Annotated in this window: 26 protein-coding genes; 10 read left to right on the top strand and 16 right to left on the bottom strand. The window is 67.8% G+C overall.

What is annotated here, in order from left to right; all coding sequences use genetic code 11:
• Positions 1-44: 44 nt before the first annotated feature.
• The 4 genes from QM841_RS14155 to QM841_RS14140 form a co-directional block, all read right to left on the bottom strand.
• Positions 45-545 carry a DUF6328 family protein gene (locus QM841_RS14155; protein WP_283332452.1) on the bottom strand — a complete coding sequence of 167 codons (501 nt, stop codon included), beginning with the start codon at positions 543-545 and terminating at the stop codon, positions 45-47.
• A 113-nt stretch (positions 546-658) separates the two neighbouring features.
• Positions 659-937 (bottom strand): GlsB/YeaQ/YmgE family stress response membrane protein, encoded by a 279-nt coding sequence (locus QM841_RS14150; protein WP_280783176.1) that lies wholly within the window; start codon positions 935-937, stop codon positions 659-661.
• Positions 938-1,037: 100 nt separating this feature from the next.
• Complete coding sequence (mbp1, locus tag QM841_RS14145; protein WP_005570747.1) at positions 1,038-1,274, bottom strand: microaggregate-binding protein 1; 237 nt, start codon at positions 1,272-1,274, stop codon at positions 1,038-1,040.
• Positions 1,275-1,315: 41 nt separating this feature from the next.
• Positions 1,316-1,855 (bottom strand): Dps family protein, encoded by a 540-nt coding sequence (locus QM841_RS14140; protein WP_037232228.1) that lies wholly within the window; start codon positions 1,853-1,855, stop codon positions 1,316-1,318.
• A gap of 479 nt (positions 1,856-2,334) precedes the next feature.
• Between QM841_RS14140 and QM841_RS14135 the strand changes: the two genes are divergently transcribed.
• The 3 genes from QM841_RS14135 to QM841_RS14125 all read left to right on the top strand — a co-directional run bounded on the left by QM841_RS14135 (position 2,335) and on the right by QM841_RS14125 (position 3,956).
• A complete protein-coding gene (locus QM841_RS14135) occupies positions 2,335-2,580 on the top strand; it encodes a cold-shock protein (RefSeq protein WP_009472643.1) in 246 nt (81 codons plus the stop codon).
• A 147-nt stretch (positions 2,581-2,727) separates the two neighbouring features.
• Entirely contained in the window at positions 2,728-3,159 is a 432-nt protein-coding gene (locus QM841_RS14130; protein ID WP_164061353.1) for an ATP-binding protein, read from the top strand.
• Positions 3,159-3,956, top strand: coding sequence for a SigB/SigF/SigG family RNA polymerase sigma factor (locus QM841_RS14125; RefSeq protein ID WP_283332451.1), 798 nt, complete (start codon positions 3,159-3,161; stop codon positions 3,954-3,956). Before QM841_RS14130 ends, QM841_RS14125 begins: the two co-directional genes overlap by 1 nt.
• 10 nt (positions 3,957-3,966) lie before the next feature.
• On the opposite strand, the gene QM841_RS14120 is transcribed toward QM841_RS14125, so the two are convergent.
• Positions 3,967-4,221 (bottom strand): hypothetical protein, encoded by a 255-nt coding sequence (locus tag QM841_RS14120; protein ID WP_105417453.1) that lies wholly within the window; start codon positions 4,219-4,221, stop codon positions 3,967-3,969.
• A 144-nt stretch (positions 4,222-4,365) separates the two neighbouring features.
• Here QM841_RS14120 and QM841_RS14115 point away from each other — a divergent pair, with 144 nt between their 5' ends.
• Positions 4,366-4,740: a hypothetical protein gene (locus QM841_RS14115; RefSeq protein WP_283332450.1), complete on the top strand. Its 375-nt coding sequence runs from the start codon at positions 4,366-4,368 to the stop codon at positions 4,738-4,740.
• 85 nt (positions 4,741-4,825) lie between these two features.
• Positions 4,826-5,599: a GAF and ANTAR domain-containing protein gene (locus QM841_RS14110; RefSeq protein ID WP_280783178.1), complete on the top strand. Its 774-nt coding sequence runs from the start codon at positions 4,826-4,828 to the stop codon at positions 5,597-5,599.
• A gap of 19 nt (positions 5,600-5,618) precedes the next feature.
• Here the strand turns inward: QM841_RS14110 and QM841_RS14105 are convergent, their stop codons facing one another.
• From QM841_RS14105 to QM841_RS14095, 3 genes are all read right to left on the bottom strand, one after another.
• Positions 5,619-7,058 (bottom strand): alpha,alpha-trehalose-phosphate synthase (UDP-forming), encoded by a 1,440-nt coding sequence (locus QM841_RS14105; RefSeq protein ID WP_283332449.1) that lies wholly within the window; start codon positions 7,056-7,058, stop codon positions 5,619-5,621.
• Positions 7,055-7,510 carry an STAS domain-containing protein gene (locus QM841_RS14100; RefSeq protein WP_283332448.1) on the bottom strand — a complete coding sequence of 152 codons (456 nt, stop codon included), beginning with the start codon at positions 7,508-7,510 and terminating at the stop codon, positions 7,055-7,057. The genes QM841_RS14105 and QM841_RS14100 overlap by 4 nt, the downstream gene beginning before the upstream one ends.
• Positions 7,511-7,879: 369 nt before the next feature.
• A complete protein-coding gene (locus QM841_RS14095) occupies positions 7,880-8,095 on the bottom strand; it encodes a CDGSH iron-sulfur domain-containing protein (RefSeq protein WP_105417444.1) in 216 nt (71 codons plus the stop codon).
• 24 nt (positions 8,096-8,119) lie between these two features.
• Between QM841_RS14095 and QM841_RS14090 the strand changes: the two genes are divergently transcribed.
• The gene (locus QM841_RS14090) at positions 8,120-9,166 is read left to right on the top strand and encodes an iron-containing redox enzyme family protein (protein WP_283332551.1); all 1,047 of its coding nucleotides are present in this window, start codon (positions 8,120-8,122) and stop codon (positions 9,164-9,166) included.
• 4 nt (positions 9,167-9,170) lie between these two features.
• On the opposite strand, the gene QM841_RS14085 is transcribed toward QM841_RS14090, so the two are convergent.
• From QM841_RS14085 to QM841_RS14075, 3 genes are all read right to left on the bottom strand, one after another.
• On the bottom strand, positions 9,171-10,556 hold the full coding sequence (locus QM841_RS14085) for a WS/DGAT/MGAT family O-acyltransferase (RefSeq protein WP_280783182.1): 1,386 nt from the start codon (positions 10,554-10,556) through the stop codon (positions 9,171-9,173).
• A gap of 119 nt (positions 10,557-10,675) precedes the next feature.
• A complete protein-coding gene (locus QM841_RS14080) occupies positions 10,676-11,842 on the bottom strand; it encodes an AI-2E family transporter (protein ID WP_283332447.1) in 1,167 nt (388 codons plus the stop codon).
• Entirely contained in the window at positions 11,839-12,285 is a 447-nt protein-coding gene (locus QM841_RS14075) for a DUF6292 family protein (RefSeq protein WP_283332446.1), read from the bottom strand. The genes QM841_RS14080 and QM841_RS14075 overlap by 4 nt, the downstream gene beginning before the upstream one ends.
• A 121-nt stretch (positions 12,286-12,406) precedes the next feature.
• Here QM841_RS14075 and QM841_RS14070 point away from each other — a divergent pair, with 121 nt between their 5' ends.
• Positions 12,407-13,117 carry an enoyl-CoA hydratase/isomerase family protein gene (locus QM841_RS14070; protein ID WP_283332445.1) on the top strand — a complete coding sequence of 237 codons (711 nt, stop codon included), beginning with the start codon at positions 12,407-12,409 and terminating at the stop codon, positions 13,115-13,117.
• 107 nt (positions 13,118-13,224) lie between these two features.
• Positions 13,225-13,650 (top strand): cupredoxin domain-containing protein, encoded by a 426-nt coding sequence (locus tag QM841_RS14065; RefSeq protein WP_280783186.1) that lies wholly within the window; start codon positions 13,225-13,227, stop codon positions 13,648-13,650.
• A gap of 5 nt (positions 13,651-13,655) precedes the next feature.
• Here the strand turns inward: QM841_RS14065 and QM841_RS14060 are convergent, their stop codons facing one another.
• The 3 genes from QM841_RS14060 to QM841_RS14050 are packed head-to-tail and all read right to left on the bottom strand — an operon-like array spanning position 13,656 to position 16,193.
• The gene (locus tag QM841_RS14060) at positions 13,656-14,108 is read right to left on the bottom strand and encodes a nitroreductase/quinone reductase family protein (protein ID WP_283332444.1); all 453 of its coding nucleotides are present in this window, start codon (positions 14,106-14,108) and stop codon (positions 13,656-13,658) included.
• A gap of 8 nt (positions 14,109-14,116) precedes the next feature.
• Positions 14,117-15,019, bottom strand: coding sequence for a DUF8686 domain-containing protein (locus QM841_RS14055; protein WP_283332443.1), 903 nt, complete (start codon positions 15,017-15,019; stop codon positions 14,117-14,119).
• A 13-nt stretch (positions 15,020-15,032) separates the two neighbouring features.
• On the bottom strand, positions 15,033-16,193 hold the full coding sequence (locus QM841_RS14050) for a zinc-binding dehydrogenase (protein WP_283332442.1): 1,161 nt from the start codon (positions 16,191-16,193) through the stop codon (positions 15,033-15,035).
• A gap of 122 nt (positions 16,194-16,315) precedes the next feature.
• Here QM841_RS14050 and QM841_RS14045 point away from each other — a divergent pair, with 122 nt between their 5' ends.
• Positions 16,316-16,852, top strand: a complete 537-nt coding sequence (locus QM841_RS14045; protein ID WP_280783189.1) for a carboxymuconolactone decarboxylase family protein — start codon at positions 16,316-16,318, stop codon at positions 16,850-16,852.
• A 41-nt stretch (positions 16,853-16,893) separates the two neighbouring features.
• Here QM841_RS14045 and QM841_RS14040 read toward each other — a convergent pair whose 3' ends face one another.
• Positions 16,894-17,319 carry a hypothetical protein gene (locus tag QM841_RS14040; protein ID WP_283332441.1) on the bottom strand — a complete coding sequence of 142 codons (426 nt, stop codon included), beginning with the start codon at positions 17,317-17,319 and terminating at the stop codon, positions 16,894-16,896.
• Between the two features lie 257 nt (positions 17,320-17,576).
• Here QM841_RS14040 and QM841_RS14035 point away from each other — a divergent pair, with 257 nt between their 5' ends.
• Complete coding sequence (locus QM841_RS14035) at positions 17,577-18,254, top strand: response regulator transcription factor (protein ID WP_283332440.1); 678 nt, start codon at positions 17,577-17,579, stop codon at positions 18,252-18,254.
• Here QM841_RS14035 and QM841_RS14030 read toward each other — a convergent pair.
• Positions 18,227-19,630 carry a sensor histidine kinase gene (locus QM841_RS14030; protein WP_283332550.1) on the bottom strand — a complete coding sequence of 468 codons (1,404 nt, stop codon included), beginning with the start codon at positions 19,628-19,630 and terminating at the stop codon, positions 18,227-18,229. The two genes, QM841_RS14035 and QM841_RS14030, sit on opposite strands and share 28 nt — an antisense overlap.
• Between the last annotated feature and the right edge of the window lie 13 nt (positions 19,631-19,643).

Genomic DNA, 19,643 nt, shown 5'->3' with positions numbered 1-19,643 from the left:
ACCCGGAAGCCTTACCGGCAAAACACAATGCCTCGCCGGCCGGCTCACCGATGCCGCGACTGCAGGATTGTGCCGAAGCCCCAGAGTCCACAGAACATCGCGAGGGCCGCTGCGGCGGCGACGGCTCCGGCGACGGGTGAGATCACGAAGCTGAAGATCAACGCGACCACGCCGATCAGCGCCAGCCCGAGGGTGGCGATGCCGCAGATCGCGAGGCGATGCGACGCAGAGACGAGATCGGGGAGAGCGTGCCGGCGGAAGAGTAGGCGGTGCAGGCCGGCAGGGGCCACCAGGAGCATGGTGGACGTCACCGACAGAGCGACCGTTGCCAGATAGATGGCAACCTCGCTGTCCGAGAGGTCCTCGAAACGTTCCTGGAACGGCAACGTCAACAGGAACCCGGTGAGGAGTTGCACACCGGTCTGCACGACGCGAAGTTCCTGGAGAAGGCCGCTCCAGTTCCGGTCGAGTCGTTGAGTCTCGGTCTCGTGCCTGGCGCGGAAGTTCCAGTTCGCATCGTCCCGATCCGGTCCTCGACTGTCCATCCCCCACGAGTACCCCATTGACGGCCTCGAGGGCACGATTTCGTGTGGAATACGTGACGAAAACCGGGCCTGCCCATCGTGAGATGGACAGGCCCGGTTCCGGAGTACGGGGACTAGCGTCGCCCGGCCGCGCTTCGCCCGGTGACGAGCTTGACCAGGAACAGGAGTATCACCGCGCCGAGGAGGCAGGTGAAGAAGCTGAACCAGAGACCGCCGCCTTCGACGTCGGTGCCGAAGAGGCTCAGGATGAAGCCGCCCAGGAGGCCGCCGACGATTCCGACGACGATGTTGAGGATGATGCCCATCTGAGCGTCGGTCTTCATGATCTTGCTGCCGATCCACCCGGCGAGGCCGCCGATGATGATCCAGCCCAGAATTCCCAGTCCTAGCACGTATCAGTCCTTTCGGGGGAGAGTGGTGACCGGCGATTGCCGATTCCACTCGGAGAAGAGACGCTCGGTGCGGGCCGGTCGTGAACCGGCCCGCACCGTCTCACTGTTCGGCGCGTTGGCGTGCTTCCTGCGCTTCGGCCTTGCCTCGGGCCTTCTCGGCTTCGGCTTCCTTTGCGGCCGCCTCGCGCTGGGCCGCCGCCTTGTCCTGCTGCGCCTTGCCCTCGCGGGTGAGGTCGTCCTGACCGGACACCGCACCCGCGGCTTCCTTCGCTTTTCCCTTGACGTCTTCGACGACGCCCTTGACGGCCTCTGCGGGACCGCTGTTGTTCTCAGCCATGTTCGTCACCTTTCGGTTGTGGGCGGAAGAATTGTGGGTACTCACCGCGCTTGCGCGGCTGCCTGCTTCTCGGAGTGCGCGCCGTCGTTGGACAGGCTGCCGCCGGAATTCTCGAGGTGGGCGCGTACGAACCACTGGAACTTCTCGAGTTCACCGGTCTGCCCGATGAGCAGATCCTCGGTGATCGGGTCGAGGTCGCCGGTCTCGGAGATCGCCTTGCGGTTGTCTTCGACGACACCGCTGTAGACGAGGTCGAGTGCACCGAGGTGCGCCTGCGCTGTGTCCCGCTTCACCGAGTAGTCGTCCCACGTGCGGTCGCGGGCGATTGCGGCAGGGGTTCCGTCGGGCGATTTCCCCAGCGCGGCGATGCGTTCGGCGACGGCGTCCGCGTAGCCCCGTACCAGCTCGACCTGCGGGTCGATCATCTCGTGCACGCCGATGAAATTCGGACCCACGACATTCCAGTGAATGTGCTTGAGCGTCAGATGCAGATCGTTGTATGCGCTGAGCCGCTTCTGAAGTATGTCGGCGACTCGCGCGCCCTGATCGTCGGAAAGACCTGGCACGGTGAACTTCGACATTCTCGGTCCTCTCTTTCGCTACTACCTGCCGGCGGAACTTCGAGGCATTGGGTGCCCCGCTCGGTTGTCGGGGGGCGAGGCGCCGGATGACTCACCGCGTACCCGTGGAGAGAAGTCTCGAATCGCCGGGACCCCGCCTCGCCGCAACCTGCGATCGTGCCGAACAACGTTCCTGACTCGATCGCTGAAGTTCCGACAACCCGACCGTACTACAAAATCTATGTCGAGCAAATCAGATCTTCTGCGGTGTCGATCGCGGATGCGCTGTGGTCGGCAGATCTCGATTGGGCAAACGCTCCGCCCGAATCGCCCCGTACCCACAAGAGAGGCACTATTTTCGGTCTGATTCGACCAAAGGGTCGACCGTGCGCACGCCGAGGAGGAGCAATGCTCAACGTGACTCTGCTTGTGGTTCTGCTCGTTGCGAGTCTGGGGGGCGGCGCTGCGCTCCACGGCCTGGCCGATCGAAGGGCGGCACGATGAGTGCCGGGCACACGCTGCCTGCGCGGCAGTCGACGGCATTGCGCACGGGCACGGTGCGATGGTTCAACGCCGAACAGGGTTTCGGTTTCCTCGCCCCGGCCGACGGATCCGACGACATCTTCGTGCACGTCTCCGAAATCGCCGGCGACGGCCACCGCATTCTCGAGGAAGGGCAGCGCGTCAGCTTCGCCGTCTGCCGCACCGAGACCGGCGACCAGGCGCGCGACGTCCGGATCGCCTGAGCCCACCGAATCGAGTTCGTCGAACCCGCAAGTCGGGACGCATTCGGCACGCGCTCGCACTTTCGTTCGCCGGCGGGTTGAGGGTCGCGGCAGCTGGGTACGCTGCCGAGGAGTCGCAGAAACCGACGACACAGACGTGGAGTGCAGATGGCCGAGGTCGACGAGGTTAGACGAATGAAAACGAGATCCGGTGTGCCCGTGGAGCTTCGTGTGGCGGCGGAGTTCGAACAGTTGCCTGTGGTGCGCGCCGTCGCGGAGACTCTCGCCGTTCTGGGAGACTTCACGCTCGACGACGTGGCCGATATCAAACTTGCCGTGGACGAGGTGTGTTCGGAGCTGATCGCGGCTGCGCCGGGAAGTGCCGAACTGACGTGTTCGTTCGCCGTCACCGAGACTGGGTTGCACGTGACGATCAGTGCACCCCTCACCCGCGGTGGAGTGCCCAACCGGGAAAGCTTCGGCTGGCACGTGCTCGAGACGTTGATGAATGCGGTTTCGGTATCGGAGGGACCCGTCGGCAACGGGTCCGTAGAACGGACCGTGGCGGTGGAACTGGTCAAATACCGGGGCACCATCTAGTGTCACCGGTTTCGGAACGCAGCGAGCGGCACCGTCCCGGCAGAGACGACTACAAGGACGTGGCGCCCGCGGTGGCGCGCCTGCGAGCCCTGGACGCGTCGTCCGGGGAGGCGTCCGCGCTGCGCGACGAAGTCATCACACGCTGCCTTCCGCTCGCCGATCACATCGCCCGAAGATTCGGCGGGCGCGGCGAGGCGCACGAGGATCTGCTGCAGGTCGCCCGGCTCGGGCTGGTCAAGGCCGTCGACCGCTTCGATCCGGACCGCGGCTTCGACTTCGTGTCCTACGCAGTGCCCACGATCATGGGCGAGGTTCGCCGGTATTTCCGCGACACCGGCTGGTCGATGCGGGTGCCCCGGCGCATGCAGGAACTCCACGCGTTGATCACCAAGGCCGTCGACGAGCTGTCGCAGGAACTGGGACGGTCACCTTCGGCCAGTGAGATCGCCGCCGAACTCGAACTCGACGTCCGCGAAGTATCCGAGGGCCTGCTCGCAAAAAATGCCTACCAAACACTGTCGATGGATGCGGCCATGGGTGATGATCCCGACGACCTTCCCCTCGCCGAGACGCTCGGCGAGGAGGATCCGGAGCTCGCGAACGTGGAAAGTCACGCCGCCGTGCGGCCGGCGCTGCAGAAACTTCCGCCGCTCGAACGCCGCGTGCTGATGTTGCGGTTCTTCGGATCGATGACCCAGACGGAAATTGCCCAGCGCGTGGGCGTCTCACAGATGCAGGTCTCGAGGATTCTGGCGCGCACCCTCTCCGGACTGCGGGAGCAACTGGGCGGCGGCTGAACACCCCGGGTCAGCCACCCAAACCCGCGACCGTCGATTCGAGCGACGCGGCGTGGAACTCCAGATCGCTCTGCGAGCAGTCGCGGTCTTGCGGGAGTTGCTCGCGCAGTTCGGCCCGGGTCACGATGACCAGGGACTGATGCTCGTCGCCCAGCTCACCCGAATCGACGATGGTGGGGGCGCCGCTCTGCAGGATCAGGGCGGGATCCGGCAGTGGCGAATCGAGAAGTGTCTGCAGGTGCGTCGCGGTCACGTGGGTGTTCATAGTGCCCGGCATACCCGGAGGCGCCGCGTTCGAACCGTGTCGGTTGGTGCTGCCGCGACTCGGGCGCACGGCACCTGGCGATCGCGCTCGGCGCCGGCACCGGGGGGCGGTGAACGCGCTGGTCTCGACGACGCTCTGGACGCCGTGGCCTGGACGGGGAAGAGCGCGCGCGCCACCTCGCTGGCGCTGGCACCGCAACCCCCGTTCGGTCCTCTCGACCCGGAGATCCGGGAGAGCGCGGCCGCGTTCGTGGACGCACTGGCAGACGGGATCCGAGCCGAATTCGCCTTCGCCGACAGCCGCGACGCTCATGTCGCCGCCTGTCGGGCCGCGGAGGAACGGCTCCGCAACTTCGAGGATGCGGTGTCCTCCCACCGCGGTCTCACCCGGGGTTCGTCGATGAGCGCCGGAAGCATCCTCCGGCCGTCGGCGGCGGCGCTGAGTTTGCTGACCGGGGAATCTCCCCCCTCACCGTCCGGGACGGGATCGGTGGACGAAGGCGGTCCCCGGGTCGAGTAAAGTCTTCTCGACGGTAGAGACAACTGCTGCGTTCGTTCAGTGGGTGTCCTGTCGGTTACACCCGGAATTTGAGGTGTATCCGAGAATGACCGAGACTGCGGGTGAGCGCCCTGAGTCGTCGATGTCCCCTGATCTCGACAGCGCGACGATCGCTGCCCAGTTGGGCTCCTTGGCAACCGCGTTGGACGAGTTCAATCGCAATTCCGGTTCGCAGGTGGAGATGAGCCTGTTGCTTCAGCGGGTCTGCGATCAGGTGGTGGACGCGATCGCCGACGCCGACATGGCCGGGATATCGCTGCTGCGCGACGGACGGGTGGTGACCGTCGCGTACACGGACGAGGCGGTCCGTGAGATCGACATTCAGAACTTCCAGGCCATCGACGGCGACTACTTCGGTGTCGCCGGAACGCGGAAGGTCGTCAAGGCCCGGCTGGGGGAGGCTGCGGCCCGATGGCCGTCGGTCGCGGACAATCTCGACCAGGCCGGCATGCGCAGCTTCCTGTCCGCGCCGCTCGCCGTCGACGAGGCCCTCGCCGGCACACTCAACATCTACGGGCAGGGGGATCACGGGTTCAGCGAACTCGACGCGGTGGTGCTGCTCGTCTACACGACGGCGATCGAGGGCCTGCTGAGGAGCGCCCGCAGCGTGGAGTTGGCCAGGAACGAGGTTTCGGGCCTGACGAGGGCGATGAAGTCCCGAGCGGTCATCGAGCAGGCCAAGGGAATCGTGATGGCGCTGCGGGGCGTGCCCGCAGACCAGGCATTCGAGATCCTCGTCGCGCAGTCGCAGCAGGAGCACGTCAAGTTGGCGGAGGTGGCCCGCCGCATCGTCGACTCGGTGACGACGACTCCCGAATGAACCGAGGCGGACAGTGCGATCAGTCCACGACCGGGGACAGCGAACCGAGGAAGGACTGCGCCCAGCGGTGCACGTCGTGGTCGAGCACCTGACGGTGCAGTCGCGACATGCGGCGCCGTCCCTGCTCCCGCTCCGGGTCGAGCGCGGCCATGATGGTGTTCTTCACTCCGTCGAGGTCGTGTGGGTTGACCAGGTAGGCGCCCCGGAGTTCGGCGGCGGCACCGGCGAACTCGCTGAGCACCAGCGCACCACCCAGATCCGCGCGACAGGCGACGTACTCCTTCGCGACGAGGTTCATCCCGTCCCGCATGGGGGTGACCAGCATGACGTCGGCGGCCAGGAACAGCGCGATCAGCTCGCTGCGATCGACCGGCTGGTAGAGGTAGTGCACGAATGGCCGGCCGATCTGACCGTGATCACCGTTGATGTGGCTGACCTGCTCCTCGATGGAACTGCGCATCTTCATGTAGTGCTCGACGCGTTCACGGCTGGGGGTGGCGAGCTGCACCATCGCGGTGTCGGACGGATCCAGGCGGCCCTCGTCGAGGAGTTCGCCGAGCGCCGAGAGGCGCAGGTCGATGCCCTTCGTGTAGTCGAGCCGGTCGACTCCGAGGAGGATCTTGCGGGGGTTCCCGAGCTCGCGGCGGATCTCGGCGGCCCGTTCGACGATGGCAGGATCGGTGGCCTGTTCGACCAGTTGCCGCGAGTCGACGGAAATGGGGAACGCGCCGACCTGCACGACCCGGTCGTCGAGTGTCACCTTGCCGAGTGCACTGCGCACGCCGACGCCTGCGGTGGTGGTGTCGAGTCCCAGAAGCCTGCGCGCCAGGAACAAGAAATTGTTGGCGCCGCCGGGCAGGTGGAAGCCGATGAGGTCGGCCCCGAGCAGCCCCTCCACGATCTCCTTGCGCCACGGCAACTGCATGAACAGTTCGACGGGCGGGAACGGGATGTGGAGGAAGAACCCGATGGTCAGGTCGGGGCGCAGCTCCCGCAGCAGGCGGGGAACCAGCTGCAACTGGTAGTCCTGCACCCACACGGTTGCGCCCTCGGCCGCGGTGCGCGCGGTCTCCTCGGCGAAGTGGCGGTTAACCTCCAGGTACGAGTGCCACCAGTCCCGGTCGAAGACCGGTGCCACCAGCACGTCGTGGTACAGCGGCCACAGCGTCGCGTTCGAGAATCCTTCGTAGTACAGCGCGACCTCGTCCGAGCTCAGCTCCACCGGGTACAGGTCGATCCCGCCGGAGACGATCGGTTCGACCTTCGTGTCGGGCACACCGGGCCAGCCCACCCAGGAACCGCGTTCCCGGTCGTGAAGGATCGGCTCCAGTGCTGTGACGAGGCCTCCGGGGCTCCGCTTCCAGCGAGTCGTCCCGTCGTCGACTGTTTCCATGTCCACGGGCAGCCTGTTGGCGACCACCACGAAGTCGGACGTGCCGTGCGGAGCAGTGTTCTTCACGCCGAGCGCCCACCCTGGTGAATTCCCTGGGCGACCAGCAGGAAGGCGTCCTCGAGGTCGGCGCAGAACGGGATCTGTGCAGCCATCTTCATCGCCGTCAACGGCCTGCGGAGAGCGTTGTTTCCCGTCACCGCCCACGGCACGGTGAGCCTGCGGGCGCGGGCGGCCATGGTGCCGAGTACCGGCAGAGCAGACGCGCAGAAGAACTGCACGTCCGTCAGGTCGAGCACGAACGGAAGTCGTTCGCTGATCGCCTCGTCGAGATGATTCCCGAAGGTGTGCAGCGTGGTGACGTCGATGTCACCGGATATCCGGACCACGAGGATCCCGCCGGCACCGGGCGCACTGACGACGGAGAGCCGCCCGTGCTCGGGCTCGACGGCCCAGCTGAACAGCGTCGAATCCTCGTCAGGGTCGTAGTGTGTCGGCAGCGCACTGAGAACAGATTTCATGTCGTTTCCTCACGGTCGAGCGACGTTAGGAGACAGGCACGACATAAGGCGCGTGAACCGTGCCCGTCCATTGCGGCTGGGGGCTCAACCGTGCAGGACTCCGACGTTACCCCATTGTGTCAACGGCGGGGGCGCGCTTTTCTGCGCAGGATCGTCACCGATGCCACGGCGGCCACGCTTCCGCTTGTCCCACTGCACTTCTCGGTGTCCAATCGGGGTATCGAACCGGAGCGCGGCGTAGCTTGTTCGCGGAGTGGGTAATCGGAACGGATGGAAATCATCGCCATCGTGATCCTTGTCGGCGTCGTGACGTTCGTGATTGCCCGCCGCCGTGCGCACAATCGGAAACGGAACTGATGCGGGTCGGCCCTACGGGCGGCGCCGCTTCTTGTGCGAACTGTCGCAGAAGGGAGCGATGCTCGTCCGCCCGCACCGGCACAGCGCCACGGTGGCCCGATCGGTGCCGAGCGGGTTACCTTCGGGGTCGAGGATCCGCGCGGCACCGCGCACCAGCAGTGGACCATCGGGGCAGACCGTGATCGTGACGTCGGATTCGTCGGCCCCGGCACTGGGAATGGAGTTCATATGACTACCTTGCACTCTCCGTCGATGTCGGACACGGTCGCGCAATCGGGAACGTCCATGCCCTTTCCGAAGCCGCGCGGGCCCGTCAGCGACCTCCTGTTCTCCATTCTGCGCGCAGACGTCGCCGATGCCGAGCCGTTCGTGGCGGCGGCACGCTCCCTCGCCTCGTCCGCGCGCGACAGCCCGCGGGCGTTCCTCGTCGACGAGGACGCGCAGATCTGCCTGACCGCGCTCTACGAACTGCACCTGCAGGGGATCACCGGTGTCGGCGACGAATGGGAGTGGAATAGCGACCTGATCGCCGCCCGGTCGGCGCTCGAGGTTCCGTTCGACGCCGCGATCCGTGACGTCGCCGATGCGCCGACCGGCGCCGACGACGTGGTGGCGGCACTGTGGGCGATGACCGCCCCCAGCACGGCGCCCGGGCTGTCCGGTCACATGGCCCACGAGGCGGATCTCACCCAGTTCCGGGAACTGCTGATCCACCGTTCCCTGAACCAGTTGCGTGAGGCCGACGTGCACACACTCGGCATTCCGCGACTCGCGGGCGCGCCGAAGGCGGCGCTGGTGGAGGTGCAGTCCGACGAATACGGCGGCGGCAGACCCGAGCGGATGCATTCGGCGCTGTTCGCCACCACCATGCGTGAACTCGGGTTGTCCGACGACTACGCGCACTACATCGACGCGGTGCCCGCCGTGACGCTGGCGTCGCTGAACGCGCTGTCCCTGTTCGGCCTGCACCGCAGCCGACTCGGGGCCCTGGTGGGACACCTGTGCGCGGTGGAGACCACGTCCGCGTTGCCGAGCAAGAAATACGCCGCCGGACTGCGCCGCCTCGGATTCGGGAAGGCGGCTACCCTGTTCTTCGACGAGCATGTGGAGGCCGACTCCGTGCACGAACAGATCGTCTGCCGCGACCTCGCCGGCGGACTGGTGGCGGCCCGGCCCGACGTGGCCGACGACATCCTGCTGGGGGCCGCGGCCTGCCTCGCCTTCGACGACCTCGTCGGCGACCACGTCGCACGGTGCTGGGAGGAGAACCGCACGTCGCTGCGGCAGCCGCCCGGTTAAAGGGTCAGGTGCCGGACGCGGCGACCGCGTGCTCGAGATCGCTGAGCGACGTCTCCAGGTGCGTGATGATCCGCTGCAGGTGCGGGACGGCGTTCCGATCGCCCACCACGCCGACGTCGAGCTGACCGGACCGGCTGGTGAGGGTGATGCTGAGCGCCTGACCCCCGAGGACCGTCGGCGCCGGATACACCGCGTCGAGGCGGGCCCCGTTCCAGTATCGCGGCCTCGACGGGCCCGGCATGTACGAGATCATCACGTTGAACGGTGGGGGAGTCTCGTCGACGAACCGGCGGACCGGCTCGAGCAGGATCGGGCTGATCGCCAGCGCACTCATCAGCTGGAACTGGGTGTGGCTCAGCGCACCGAAGACCCGGTTGGTGTGCTCGACCGACTCGCTGATGCGGGCGAGGCGTGCCGCCGGATCAGCTTCGTCGGTGGCCAGGCCGACGACCATCGCGCCGACGCCGTGATCGCGGCCGCGCGGTCCGATCATCGTGCCGCCGAGGTCGAGGGGCACCGGCAGCATCGCCGTCAACGGTGCGTCCGGGAGCGCGTACTGCTCGAGGAGATACCGGCGCAAAGCGCCCGAACACATCGCGAGCACCACCGCGTTGATCGTGGTGCGGGCCGCGGTGGCCACCGACACCAGGCGCCGGATCGGCCACGATCGTGCCGCCAGTTTCCGGGCCCGGCCGACCGGAACGTTGAGCATCGTGGGCGGTGACTGCAGAGGCAGGGTCAGATGCTGCTCGCGGACGCCGTCGTAGGCGACCTTCGCGAGCGCGGGCAGCACCCCGACGATGCTGGTGGCGGCCCGCACCCCGGCCCGGACCACGGCCACCGGCAACACGGATTCGCGCCGCGGCACACCGGCGACCCCGGGAGTCCACGGTGCGGGGCAGTCGCGGGCGTCGGGGTCGGTCGACAGCGCGTGATGGAGAAGTCGCAGCCCGGCCGGTCCGTCCATCAACGACAGGTGAATCTTCGAGAACACGGCCGTCCGTCCGTCGGCGAGCCCCTCGATGACGTGCATCTCCCACATCGGGTGCTGCGGATCGAGCGGCATGCCGTGCATCTGGGACACCAGCGACAGCAGGTCCTCCATCCGGCCCCGGCCGGGGACCGCCGTGTGCCGCACGTGGTAGCCGAGATCGATACGCTCGTCGAACGACCACCAGGGGTAACTGGCCCCGCGGAGCGGGCGTACGGCGCGCCGGCGGAACGTGTCCGACGCGCCCTCGTGCGAAATCAGCGCCTCGAACATGGCCCGGGCATGATCGGGCCCCGACTCGCGCGGCGGTTCGAACAGTTCGAGCGCACCCACGTGCATGGGATGCGACGGCGTCTCGAACAGCACGAACATCGCCTCGGTGGGACTCATCACCGACATCCAGCGCCTCTTTCTCATGCTCGGGACACGGCCCGAGCATGCCCCGGCGCATCCCACGTCTCCAGGGTAAGCAGAACACGGAAACTTCTTCCGCAAGGCCGTTTTCGTGCCCCGCCTGCTCAGCCGCGGTCGAGCTGCGGAAACACCGTCTCGCGGGCGAGGAGCAGAACGGCGGCGGCGACGGGGATCGCGAGCAGCGCCCCGACGATCCCCAGCAGTGCGCCACCGATGAGGACGGCGACGACGGTGACCATCGGGGGCACCTTGACGGTGCGGCCGATGATGCGGGGAACGAGAAGATAGTCCTCGAACAGGCGGAGGGCGATGAAGAAGACGATGGTGGCCAGTGACACCGGCAGGGAGACGGTGAGGGCGACCAGTGCCACCACCACGCCGGCGAGGGTGGAGCCGACCACCGGAATCAGATCCAGCACGGCGACCAGGACGGCCAGCAGCAACGGGTAGGGGACGTCGAAGGCGACCAGCCACACGAACGTGAGGATGGCGGTGATCAACGAGATCAGGAGATTCCCGAGCACGTATCCGCCGACCTTCGCGAAGATTTCGTCGCCGATCAGGATCGTGCGGGGTCGCCGTGAGTTCGGGGCCAGGCGGTAGATCGACGACCGGATGTGTGCGAAGTCGGCCAGGAAATAGGCGGTGAGCACGACCACGATCACGGTGCCGCTGATGGCGCTGAACACGAACTTGCCCGCACCCACGAGCCCGCCGACCACCATCGGCGCGTTGCTCGCATCGAGTGCCCGGCGCAGTTCGTCCTGCAGGTGGAACCGGGTGCTGAGTTCCTCCAATACCGGGTAGCGCTGCTCGAGGTGTCCCAGGTAGTCCGGGGCGTTGTGCACGAGTGCGCCACCCTGCGTCACCATGGGCGGGATCGCGGCGGCCAGGAACCCGGCCAGCACGGCGAAGGCCAGGACGAAAACCGTTGCGACCGCAGCCCATCGGGGAAAACCGTGCCGCACCAACCAGGACACCGCGGGTTCGAGGCCGATCGCGAGGAATGCGGCGACGGCGATGAGGACCAGCACCCCGCGGGCCGCGAGAACGACCTCGATCAGGGCGTATGTGACGGCGACACCGGCGGCCCCGGCCATTCCGATGAAGAACGGGGACCGGCGATCGAACCGCGGTCCGGGCTTCCCGAGCGGATGCGTCGCCGTGCTGATACGCGCCGCGCCCTCCTCCGCGGCCACGATCGGCTGCTCCTGCGCGGGGGAATGCGGTTGGGCCACGCTGTCGTCGTGACCCCCGGCGCCCGTGGTCACGGCCGTCTGACGACTCTGTCCCGCCGTCCACTGCCAGCGGTGTCCCGGCCGATGCGGGGACACCGATCCGCGGCGGTCGTGCCGGGTCTCGTGGTCGGCACCCCCGCCGATGCGGGTGCCGAGCGGCAGTAGTCGTCGATCAACTCCACCGCACGATCCGCGCAGACGGCGGGCGACGGCATCCGCCCGATGCCGAGGCCGTCGATCACGATGACACTGCGGCGACCCAGTCCTTCGACGCCGAGTGACCAGCCGAACGTGCGGTTCCACGCGAGCACCGCGTTGCGTCCGGGCAGATAGTGCAACCGGAGCGGCAGAACGAGGACGGCTTCGATGCCGTCGCTGTCCCACCAGTCGATGGAGTCGGCGTGAACGGTTCTGGCCACTGTGTGGATGTAGTCCCGAACGGTGCGGGTGTCGGCAATGCCTGTTCCGCTCTTCATCGTCCACCGCCTCAGCTGCTAGACGATCGACATACCCGGCCCCGCGACAGTTGAAACTTCACCCACCGAGGTGTGTGTGCTCGAGCGGCGCGACCCGCCCGACTCCGGGTAGCCTCGCCGCATGCCTTACGTGGAGCGCTCGGGAGATGTGTTCGTCCTGTACTTCGGCGAGGAGGGGGAACCGGACAGCGAGAACGCCTTCCACCCGGATTGGATCGACAGCATCGACGGCCTCCTCGACCAGATCGAGCAGCACGACGGCCCCGCCGCCCTGGTGACGACAGGACCCGGAAAGTTCTACTCCACCGGTCTCGACACCGCCTGGGTCGTCGCCAACACCGACAAGCTGAACTCCTACATCGACCGGGTGCAGACCCTGTTCGCGCGGATCCTCACCTTCCCCCTGCCGACCGTGGCCGCGCTGACCGGGCACACGTTCGGCGGCGGCGCCATCCTCGCCGCCGCCCACGATCACCGGGTGATGCGTGAGGACCGCGGCTACTTCTGCCTGCCGGGCATCACCATCGGGGCGAGTTACGCGCCGGGCAGCATCGCGCTGCTCGCGGCCCGCCTGCCCGCGCGGGCCGTGCACACCGCCCTGGTGACCGGCCGTCGGTACGGCGGCGTCGCGGCGAGCGAACTCGGGTTCGTCGACGAGGTCGCCCCCGAGCAGCAGGTGCTCACCAAGGCCGTCGAACACGCGCAGGGGCTCGCCGCGACCCGCGGACGCACACTCGGTGAGATCAAGTCCTCCCTCTACGCGGACGCCGTCGCCTCGCTCCGCACCCCGGTGGCGAACCTCGAATCGCAGGAGGCGCTGAACGGCGGCTGACGGGTCGCCGGGCGCGCCGAGGGGTGCCTGCCGCGAAAACGGGTACTACTCCCGCGAGGAGCGGGGCGTCGGGCATCCGTTCTCACCGTCATCCGGAGGCGACCACCATGAAACGCGTTCTGACACTTTTCCTGTCGATTCTGCTGGCCGTCTTCGTGCTCGCCGCGTGCGGAAGCGACGGTGACGACTCGTCCGGTTCGGCGGAAACGGCGCACGGCGGGGACCATCCCATGTCCGGCATGCCGTCGATGTCCATGTCGATGCCTGCGGGGGCGGGTCAAGCGGGCGGGCAGGAGATCCTGATCTCCGATTTCAAATACACCCTGCCCGGCACGTTCGCGCCGGGAGAAGAGGTCACCGTCCGCAACGACGACACCGCCGAACACACCGTGACGGCGGACACCGGCGACCTGTTCGACGTGGAGGTCGAACCGGGTGCGACCGCGACGTTCACCGTCCCCGGTCAGCCGGGCACCTTCGCGTTCCACTGCACGTATCACCCGAACATGGTGGGCACGCTCGAGGTTCGGTGACCCCGTCAGTCGAGCGGCTCGGTGCGGAACACCTCGCACCGGTCCGCGGCGGCCGCGAACGCCTCCGGGGAGGAATTCGCGACCGTCCCGGCCTTGAGGAACATGGTGACCCCGTGCGGCACCCGGATCGGAAACTCGTGGAGGATCCGGGCCCGCTCCGACACCGGCAGGGCGACCAGCCGGACGCGCTCGCGGCGACGCCCCCAGGTCAGCTCCCCGCGCCCGGCGGCCCGCGCGTTCTTCGCCCAGTCCGATTCGGCGTATCCCGCGACGACGTAGCGCCGGCCGTCCACCTCGTACGGTGACACGGGCGTAGACCGGAGCACGCCCGTCTTCCGGCCGGGGACGGTCAGCGCCGGCATCGGCATCGGAACGCCCAAGCGATGCAGGCCCACGATCACCTTGTTCACGTGGGCGAGATACCAGGGCGGCAGCACTCTTCCGGTCCGGCGCACCATGTCCTCGACTATTCCGAACCCGGTGCTGTCGTGGCAACCACCTCGTGCTGTGCCGGCGCCTCGCTGTCTCGCCACCAGCAGAACACGAACAGCGCCAGCGACGCGACGAGTGTGGAGACCACCCACACCGTGAGGGCGATGTCGACCCACGACCCGATCGGCGGGCTTCCCGGCAGGATTCCGCGCAGGGGCACGACGGCGAACAGCATCGCGGCCATCCAGCCCAGCATGTCCGTGTTGACGGCGCGCTTGCGGCGGAACGTCTGCAGCGCGACGAAGGCGGCGAGGCCCGCGAGGATCGTCATCATCAGCAGCAGGATTCCGGCGTAGATCAGGTTCCCGCCCGTGCGCGCGAACATCAGCGCGGCGCCGGTGCCGTTCCGGGACAGGTCCGTGTCGACCGCCACCTCCTCGGCGCGCGTCTTCCACCCGTCGACCCGGCCTTCCAGCAGCAGGGCCGTGGGCACCAGTTCACGGTCGGCGCCGAGGCCCTGGTACGCCTCCACCACCATCGGATTCACCTCGAACCGGTCGAACGGCCAGTAGGCCGCGTTGCCGGTGGCGATGAACTCGGTGTCGAAGGTCGTGGCCGAGGCGCCCGCCCGGAAGACGATTTCCTCGTGGCTGGTGCTCGGGATGAGCAGCAGCGTGATGTCCCGGTTCAGTGTGTCGCCGTTGGCGTGGAGGAAATCCTCACCGACGGAGATCGTCACCTCGGCCTGCACCCGGTCGGTCGTCGGCTGCAGCGACTTCGCCGTCACGAGGACCACGACCTCGTCGCTACCGATCTCGAACGCTCCGTCGTCGTCGCCGGTGCGGCTGCTCAACCCGTACACGGTGAGCGACGCGGCGTAGATCAGCGCGAGGAGAAGCGCCGGGACGGCCCACTGGAGCCGGGGGTGGGATGTCATGGGCGTCGGCGGATCACAGCGCGGCGGTGGTGTTCTCGGGGTCGATCAGGATCTTCGCGTGCACCTCGGGGCTGCCGAGCGCGGTGAACGCGGATTCGACACCGGCCAACCCGACGGTGCCGGTGATCAGCGGCGTCGGGTCGACCTTTCCGTCGGCGAGCATGTGGAGTGTGTCGCGGAATTCGCGGGGGTCGTAGGCGATGGCGAAGCGCAGGTCGATCTCCTTGTTGATCGCCAGAGCGGGCCGGAAGGTGTCGGTCTCCATGCAGACCCCGACCACGACGACACGTGACCGCAGCGGCGCGCCTGCCAGTATGCCGTCGATGACTCCGGGCATGCCGACGCACTCGAAGACGACCGGCCCGGACGGTGTCGCGCCCACCGCGTCGGCGAGGGCGAAGGCATGCCACCACGGCAGCTTCGGGATTCGACGCAGCTTCTCCATGGTGTCCAGTCCGAGGGCGAGTACCTCCGTGATGGACGTCGTCTCCCTGCGTCGCGGATAGGACGTCCAGGGTGACGCCGTGGCAGGGTCGACGACGACGTCGGCGCCGCATTGCCGGGCGAGCGCCCGCCGACGCGCGGAGAAGTCGGCGGCCACCACGGTGCGGACACCGGACGCCTTCAGCATGCTGATCACGGCGAGACCGATCGGGCCGCATCCGATGACGATCGCGGTCCGGCGCTTGCCGACATCACCCTTCCGCACCGCGTGCCACGCCACCGCCATCGGCTCGGTCAGCGCGGCCGCCTCCGTCGACAGCCCGTTGGGCACCGGCAGGGTCATCGACTCCTGCACCACCACCTGTTCCGCGTAGCCGCCCGGCGCCGAGGCCGACAGCCCGGTCAGGTGGATGTCCGACCCGGTGCGCACGATGGGCAACGCAACCACCGCGGTACCCACCGGCCACCTCTTCCGGCAGCCGGGCCCGTAGCCGGCGACGGTGCCGCTGAACTCGTGCCCGAGCACGACTCGCTGGTGGGAGCGCATGAAGTCGCGGTAGCCGGTCTCGGCCGCCAGTTCCGCCATCTCGTCGGCGTGCACGCGGGCGTGCAGGTCCGAGCCGCAGATCCCGCACCGGGACACATCGATCAGCACCTGACCCCTCACGGGGATCGGAGGCGGGATGTCATCCACCTCCAGGCGAGCCTCGGTGCAGATGACAGCCTTCATGCCGACTCCTCGGGTGCGGTGGGCCTCCGTTCCGAACGTAGAACACTCCCGTCGCCGAGACACCACGATTGCCGAATGGCTTCAGGGTTGTCCCGCCCCGGCGATCGGTGTAAACCGACAGCATGAGCGTCCTCGGTCAGATGGACTCGTTACGTCGTGTCTTTCCCACCGCCCGCCGCAACCGGGCAGACCTGTTGCGCTGGTTGCGGCGCCGACCGCAGCTACTCGCCGCCGTCGGGGTTTACGAGTTCGCGCTCGCGACGAGCGCCAGGCTCGACCCCCGCCTCAAGGCGCTCGGCGAGATCAAGGCGGCCGCACTGACCAACTGCGAGTACTGCCTCGACATCGGATCGGCGTTCAGCCGCGCTCTCGGAGTGAGTGACGCGCAGTTGCGCGCCCTCCCGAAGTTTCGTGAGAGCAGCGAATTCGACGACACCGAGAAGCTGGTGCTGGAATTCGCCGAGGCCATCACCCGCACACCCGCCCACATCGGCGAGGACCTGCGGCGCTCACTGCTCGCCGAGTTCTCCGAGGCGCAGCTGACCGAACTCGCCGCGGCCATCGCCTGGGAGAACCACCGGGGACGGCTCAATCAGGCGCTCGGTGTGCGTCCCTCGGGTTTCTCCGACAGCGACTTCTGCGTCGTGCCCGAGCAGTAGCCGACGGAGTCTCCGAACTCGGTCCGATCGACGTCAGACAGTCAGCGGCAGCGGGAACGGGACAACCCGCCGAGCACGAAACCCAACCCGATGCCAAGCATCCACACGTCCTTGGCGACGGCGATGCCGTTCTCGTTCGGCCAGATGCTGCCGGGGTTACGCAGCGCGGGCGTCCTCGCGTACATGGCCACGAGGCCGCCGGAGAACCCGGTGAGCGCCGCCCCGGCCACGGCGGAGGGCACGAACGGTGTGAGCAGTGCTGCGCCCGTGCCTATCTCGGCGACCGACAGTAACTTGATGAATCGTTCCGGCGGGATCGCGTTCAGGAACGGGAACGCCCCCGCCGCCATCCCGTGAATACTCTGGGCGGTCTGCTCGTCCGCCGACCATTTCTGCATCCCTGTATGGAGGATGAAACCCCCGGTCGCGATGCGCGCGGGAAGGTCGCCGAGTGTGGTCAGTCGCATAGTGGTCTCCTGTCGTCCGGGTCGAACCAGAGAAACTGTTCCCTCCTCAGCCTCCCACTCGGTCGACGACCGGGAGCGGTTTCGACGGAGCAACGGCGCCGAGCGGACGGTGGACACACGAAGCCCGGCGGTGGCGGCGGAGGTGTGGGGCATTCGGCCAGTGTCGTCACGGCCCGCTGTGGGAACGCTGAGAGCGCGTGGCCCACCCCGCGGCGGTCTGTTGTACTGAAAGTCGCGGGGCACAGAGAGGAGAGGCGGTGCGAGTTCTTCTGGTCGAGGACGAACGGCGTCTCGCTGAGACGGTGCGCCGTGGACTGACGGCCGAGGGGTTCGTCGTCGACGTCGAGCACGACGGCCTGTCGGGTTTCGAGGCGGCGCTCAGCGGCGACTTCGACGTGGTCGTCCTCGACATCATGCTGCCCGGGAAACACGGGTACGACATCGTGCGGGACCTGCGGCGTCGTGAAGTGTGGACTCCGGTGCTGATGTTGTCGGCCAAGGACGGCGAATACGACCTGGCGGACGCGTTCGACCTCGGCGCCGACGACTATCTGATCAAACCGTTCTCGTTCGTGGTGCTGGTGGCCCGGCTGCGGGCGCTGATCCGCCGCGGCGCACCGCGGCGTCCCCCCGTCCTGACGGTGAACGGACTGGAACTGGATCCCGCCCGGCATCGGGTCACTCGCGACGGCATCGCGCTCGCGCTGACGCCCCGCGAATACAGCGTCCTGGAGTTCTTGATGCGGAACGCCGGGTCCGCGGTCACCAAGCAGGAGATTCTGCAGTCGGTGTGGGACACCCACTACGAGGGCGACGACAACATCGTCGAGGTGTACATCGGTTATCTGCGACGCAAGGTGGATACCCCGTTCGGCAGAAACAGCATCGATACCGTTCGCGGGGTCGGCTACCGGCTGAAGTCCGGTGACGACTGACAGGTACCGTCCACGGGGAGGGTGATCACGAATCGCGCCCCGCCCGTGTCGCTGTCGGTGACGTCGATCGTGCCACCGTGTGTCGCGACGATCTCGGCGACGATCGCCAGGCCCAGTCCCGCACCCCCCGAGTCGCGGGTGCGGGGGGTGTCGAGGCGGACGAACCGTTCGAATATCCGCTGCCGGTCCAGCAAAGCAATCCCCGGCCCGTCGTCGGCGACCTCGAGGACCGCTCCGTCGGACGACGTACGGCAGTTCAGGCGGATCTCACGCCGGGCGTGACGCCGCGCGTTGTCGACGAGATTGCGCACCACCCGCGCCAGTTGCTGCGGGTCGCCGACCACGCGGACCGGCGCGATCGCCGCCCGCACCACCAACTCCGGCGACATGTCCCGCACGCGGGCACTCTCGGCGTACATCAGGTCGTCGATATCCACGTCCACCGACGTGTGGGTGAGCCCGTTCTCGTCGGCCCGGGCGAGGAGCAGCAGGTCCGCGAGGAGATGGTTCATGCGGCGCGCCTCGGGCAGCAACGACTCGTCGACCAGCGACGTGTCGACCAGTTCGGGGCGGGTGTGCGCCAACTCCAGGGCGGCGGTGATGGTGGCCAGCGGGCTGCGCAGTTCGTGCGATGCGTCGGAGACGAATCGTTGCTGTGCGCGGTGACCGGACTCGAGCCGGCCGAGCATGCTGTTCATCGTTTCGGCGAGCCGGGCGATCTCGTCCTGGGTGTCCGGGACCGGGACGCGTTCGTCGAGCCGGTCCGTGGAGATGGCGGCCACCCGCGCCCGGATCCGTTCGACGGGCAGGAGGGCCGCGCCGACGAGTCGATAGCTCGCCACCGCCACCAACGCGACGACGACGGGGCCACCGATCGCCATGAGCAGGGCCACCGTGCCGAGAATGCCCTCGATGGGTTCGCGGTCCGCCCCGACCACGACGGTCGCGGGACCCGACGGCGACTGCGCGCCCTGTTCGACGATCCAGTAGTCGGGTTCGCCGCCGAGATCGATGTTGCCGAGGTACCGCGAATCGCCGGGCGGCACTGGCTCGAACGTGACAGGGAGGCGGTCGGCGCCGGGTGAGGCCGCCACGACGATGCCGGCCGAGTCGATGACCTGGATGGTGCCGATCTGGCCGTCGGTCGCGAACAAGGAGCTGTCGAGGCCCCCGGGTGCCGCGGTCCGGAGTTCCTCGACGATTTGCCGTGCGCGGGTGTCCGCGGCGTCGCGCGCCGAATGCTCCAGCGTCCGATACAGCACCACGAGCAACGCTCCGCCCGCGAGGACGAGGCAGATCGTGACCACCAGGGCGGCCGCCGCCGCGGACCGGGCGCGCACATTCCACGACCTCGGGTCGAGCAGATTCCGATCCATGGTGTCAGTGTTG

Origin of the sequence: Rhodococcus sp. IEGM 1307 (genome assembly GCF_030056915.1) — a bacterium.
Taxonomy (GTDB): Bacteria; Actinomycetota; Actinomycetes; order Mycobacteriales; family Mycobacteriaceae; genus Rhodococcus_F; species Rhodococcus_F opacus_D.
The sequence above is the reverse complement of the archived record's forward strand: the minus strand, read 5'-3'. Positions and strand labels throughout refer to the sequence as shown.

Coding starts and splice junctions, on each gene's coding strand:
- QM841_RS14155 (WP_283332452.1), bottom strand. CDS start 545: ATGGACAGTCGAGGACCGGATCGGGACGATGCGAACTGGAACTTCCGC.
- mbp1 (WP_005570747.1), bottom strand. CDS start 1,274: ATGGCTGAGAACAACAGCGGTCCCGCAGAGGCCGTCAAGGGCGTCGTC.
- QM841_RS14140 (WP_037232228.1), bottom strand. CDS start 1,855: ATGTCGAAGTTCACCGTGCCAGGTCTTTCCGACGATCAGGGCGCGCGA.
- QM841_RS14135 (WP_009472643.1), top strand. CDS start 2,335: ATGAGTGCCGGGCACACGCTGCCTGCGCGGCAGTCGACGGCATTGCGC.
- QM841_RS14130 (WP_164061353.1), top strand. CDS start 2,728: ATGGCCGAGGTCGACGAGGTTAGACGAATGAAAACGAGATCCGGTGTG.
- QM841_RS14120 (WP_105417453.1), bottom strand. CDS start 4,221: ATGAACACCCACGTGACCGCGACGCACCTGCAGACACTTCTCGATTCG.
- QM841_RS14110 (WP_280783178.1), top strand. CDS start 4,826: ATGACCGAGACTGCGGGTGAGCGCCCTGAGTCGTCGATGTCCCCTGAT.
- QM841_RS14100 (WP_283332448.1), bottom strand. CDS start 7,510: ATGAAATCTGTTCTCAGTGCGCTGCCGACACACTACGACCCTGACGAG.
- QM841_RS14095 (WP_105417444.1), bottom strand. CDS start 8,095: ATGAACTCCATTCCCAGTGCCGGGGCCGACGAATCCGACGTCACGATC.
- QM841_RS14090 (WP_283332551.1), top strand. CDS start 8,120: ATGTCGGACACGGTCGCGCAATCGGGAACGTCCATGCCCTTTCCGAAG.
- QM841_RS14085 (WP_280783182.1), bottom strand. CDS start 10,556: ATGTCGGTGATGAGTCCCACCGAGGCGATGTTCGTGCTGTTCGAGACG.
- QM841_RS14075 (WP_283332446.1), bottom strand. CDS start 12,285: ATGAAGAGCGGAACAGGCATTGCCGACACCCGCACCGTTCGGGACTAC.
- QM841_RS14070 (WP_283332445.1), top strand. CDS start 12,407: ATGCCTTACGTGGAGCGCTCGGGAGATGTGTTCGTCCTGTACTTCGGC.
- QM841_RS14065 (WP_280783186.1), top strand. CDS start 13,225: ATGAAACGCGTTCTGACACTTTTCCTGTCGATTCTGCTGGCCGTCTTC.
- QM841_RS14060 (WP_283332444.1), bottom strand. CDS start 14,108: ATGGTGCGCCGGACCGGAAGAGTGCTGCCGCCCTGGTATCTCGCCCAC.
- QM841_RS14055 (WP_283332443.1), bottom strand. CDS start 15,019: ATGACATCCCACCCCCGGCTCCAGTGGGCCGTCCCGGCGCTTCTCCTC.
- QM841_RS14050 (WP_283332442.1), bottom strand. CDS start 16,193: ATGAAGGCTGTCATCTGCACCGAGGCTCGCCTGGAGGTGGATGACATC.
- QM841_RS14045 (WP_280783189.1), top strand. CDS start 16,316: ATGAGCGTCCTCGGTCAGATGGACTCGTTACGTCGTGTCTTTCCCACC.
- QM841_RS14040 (WP_283332441.1), bottom strand. CDS start 17,319: ATGCGACTGACCACACTCGGCGACCTTCCCGCGCGCATCGCGACCGGG.
- QM841_RS14030 (WP_283332550.1), bottom strand. CDS start 19,630: ATGGATCGGAATCTGCTCGACCCGAGGTCGTGGAATGTGCGCGCCCGG.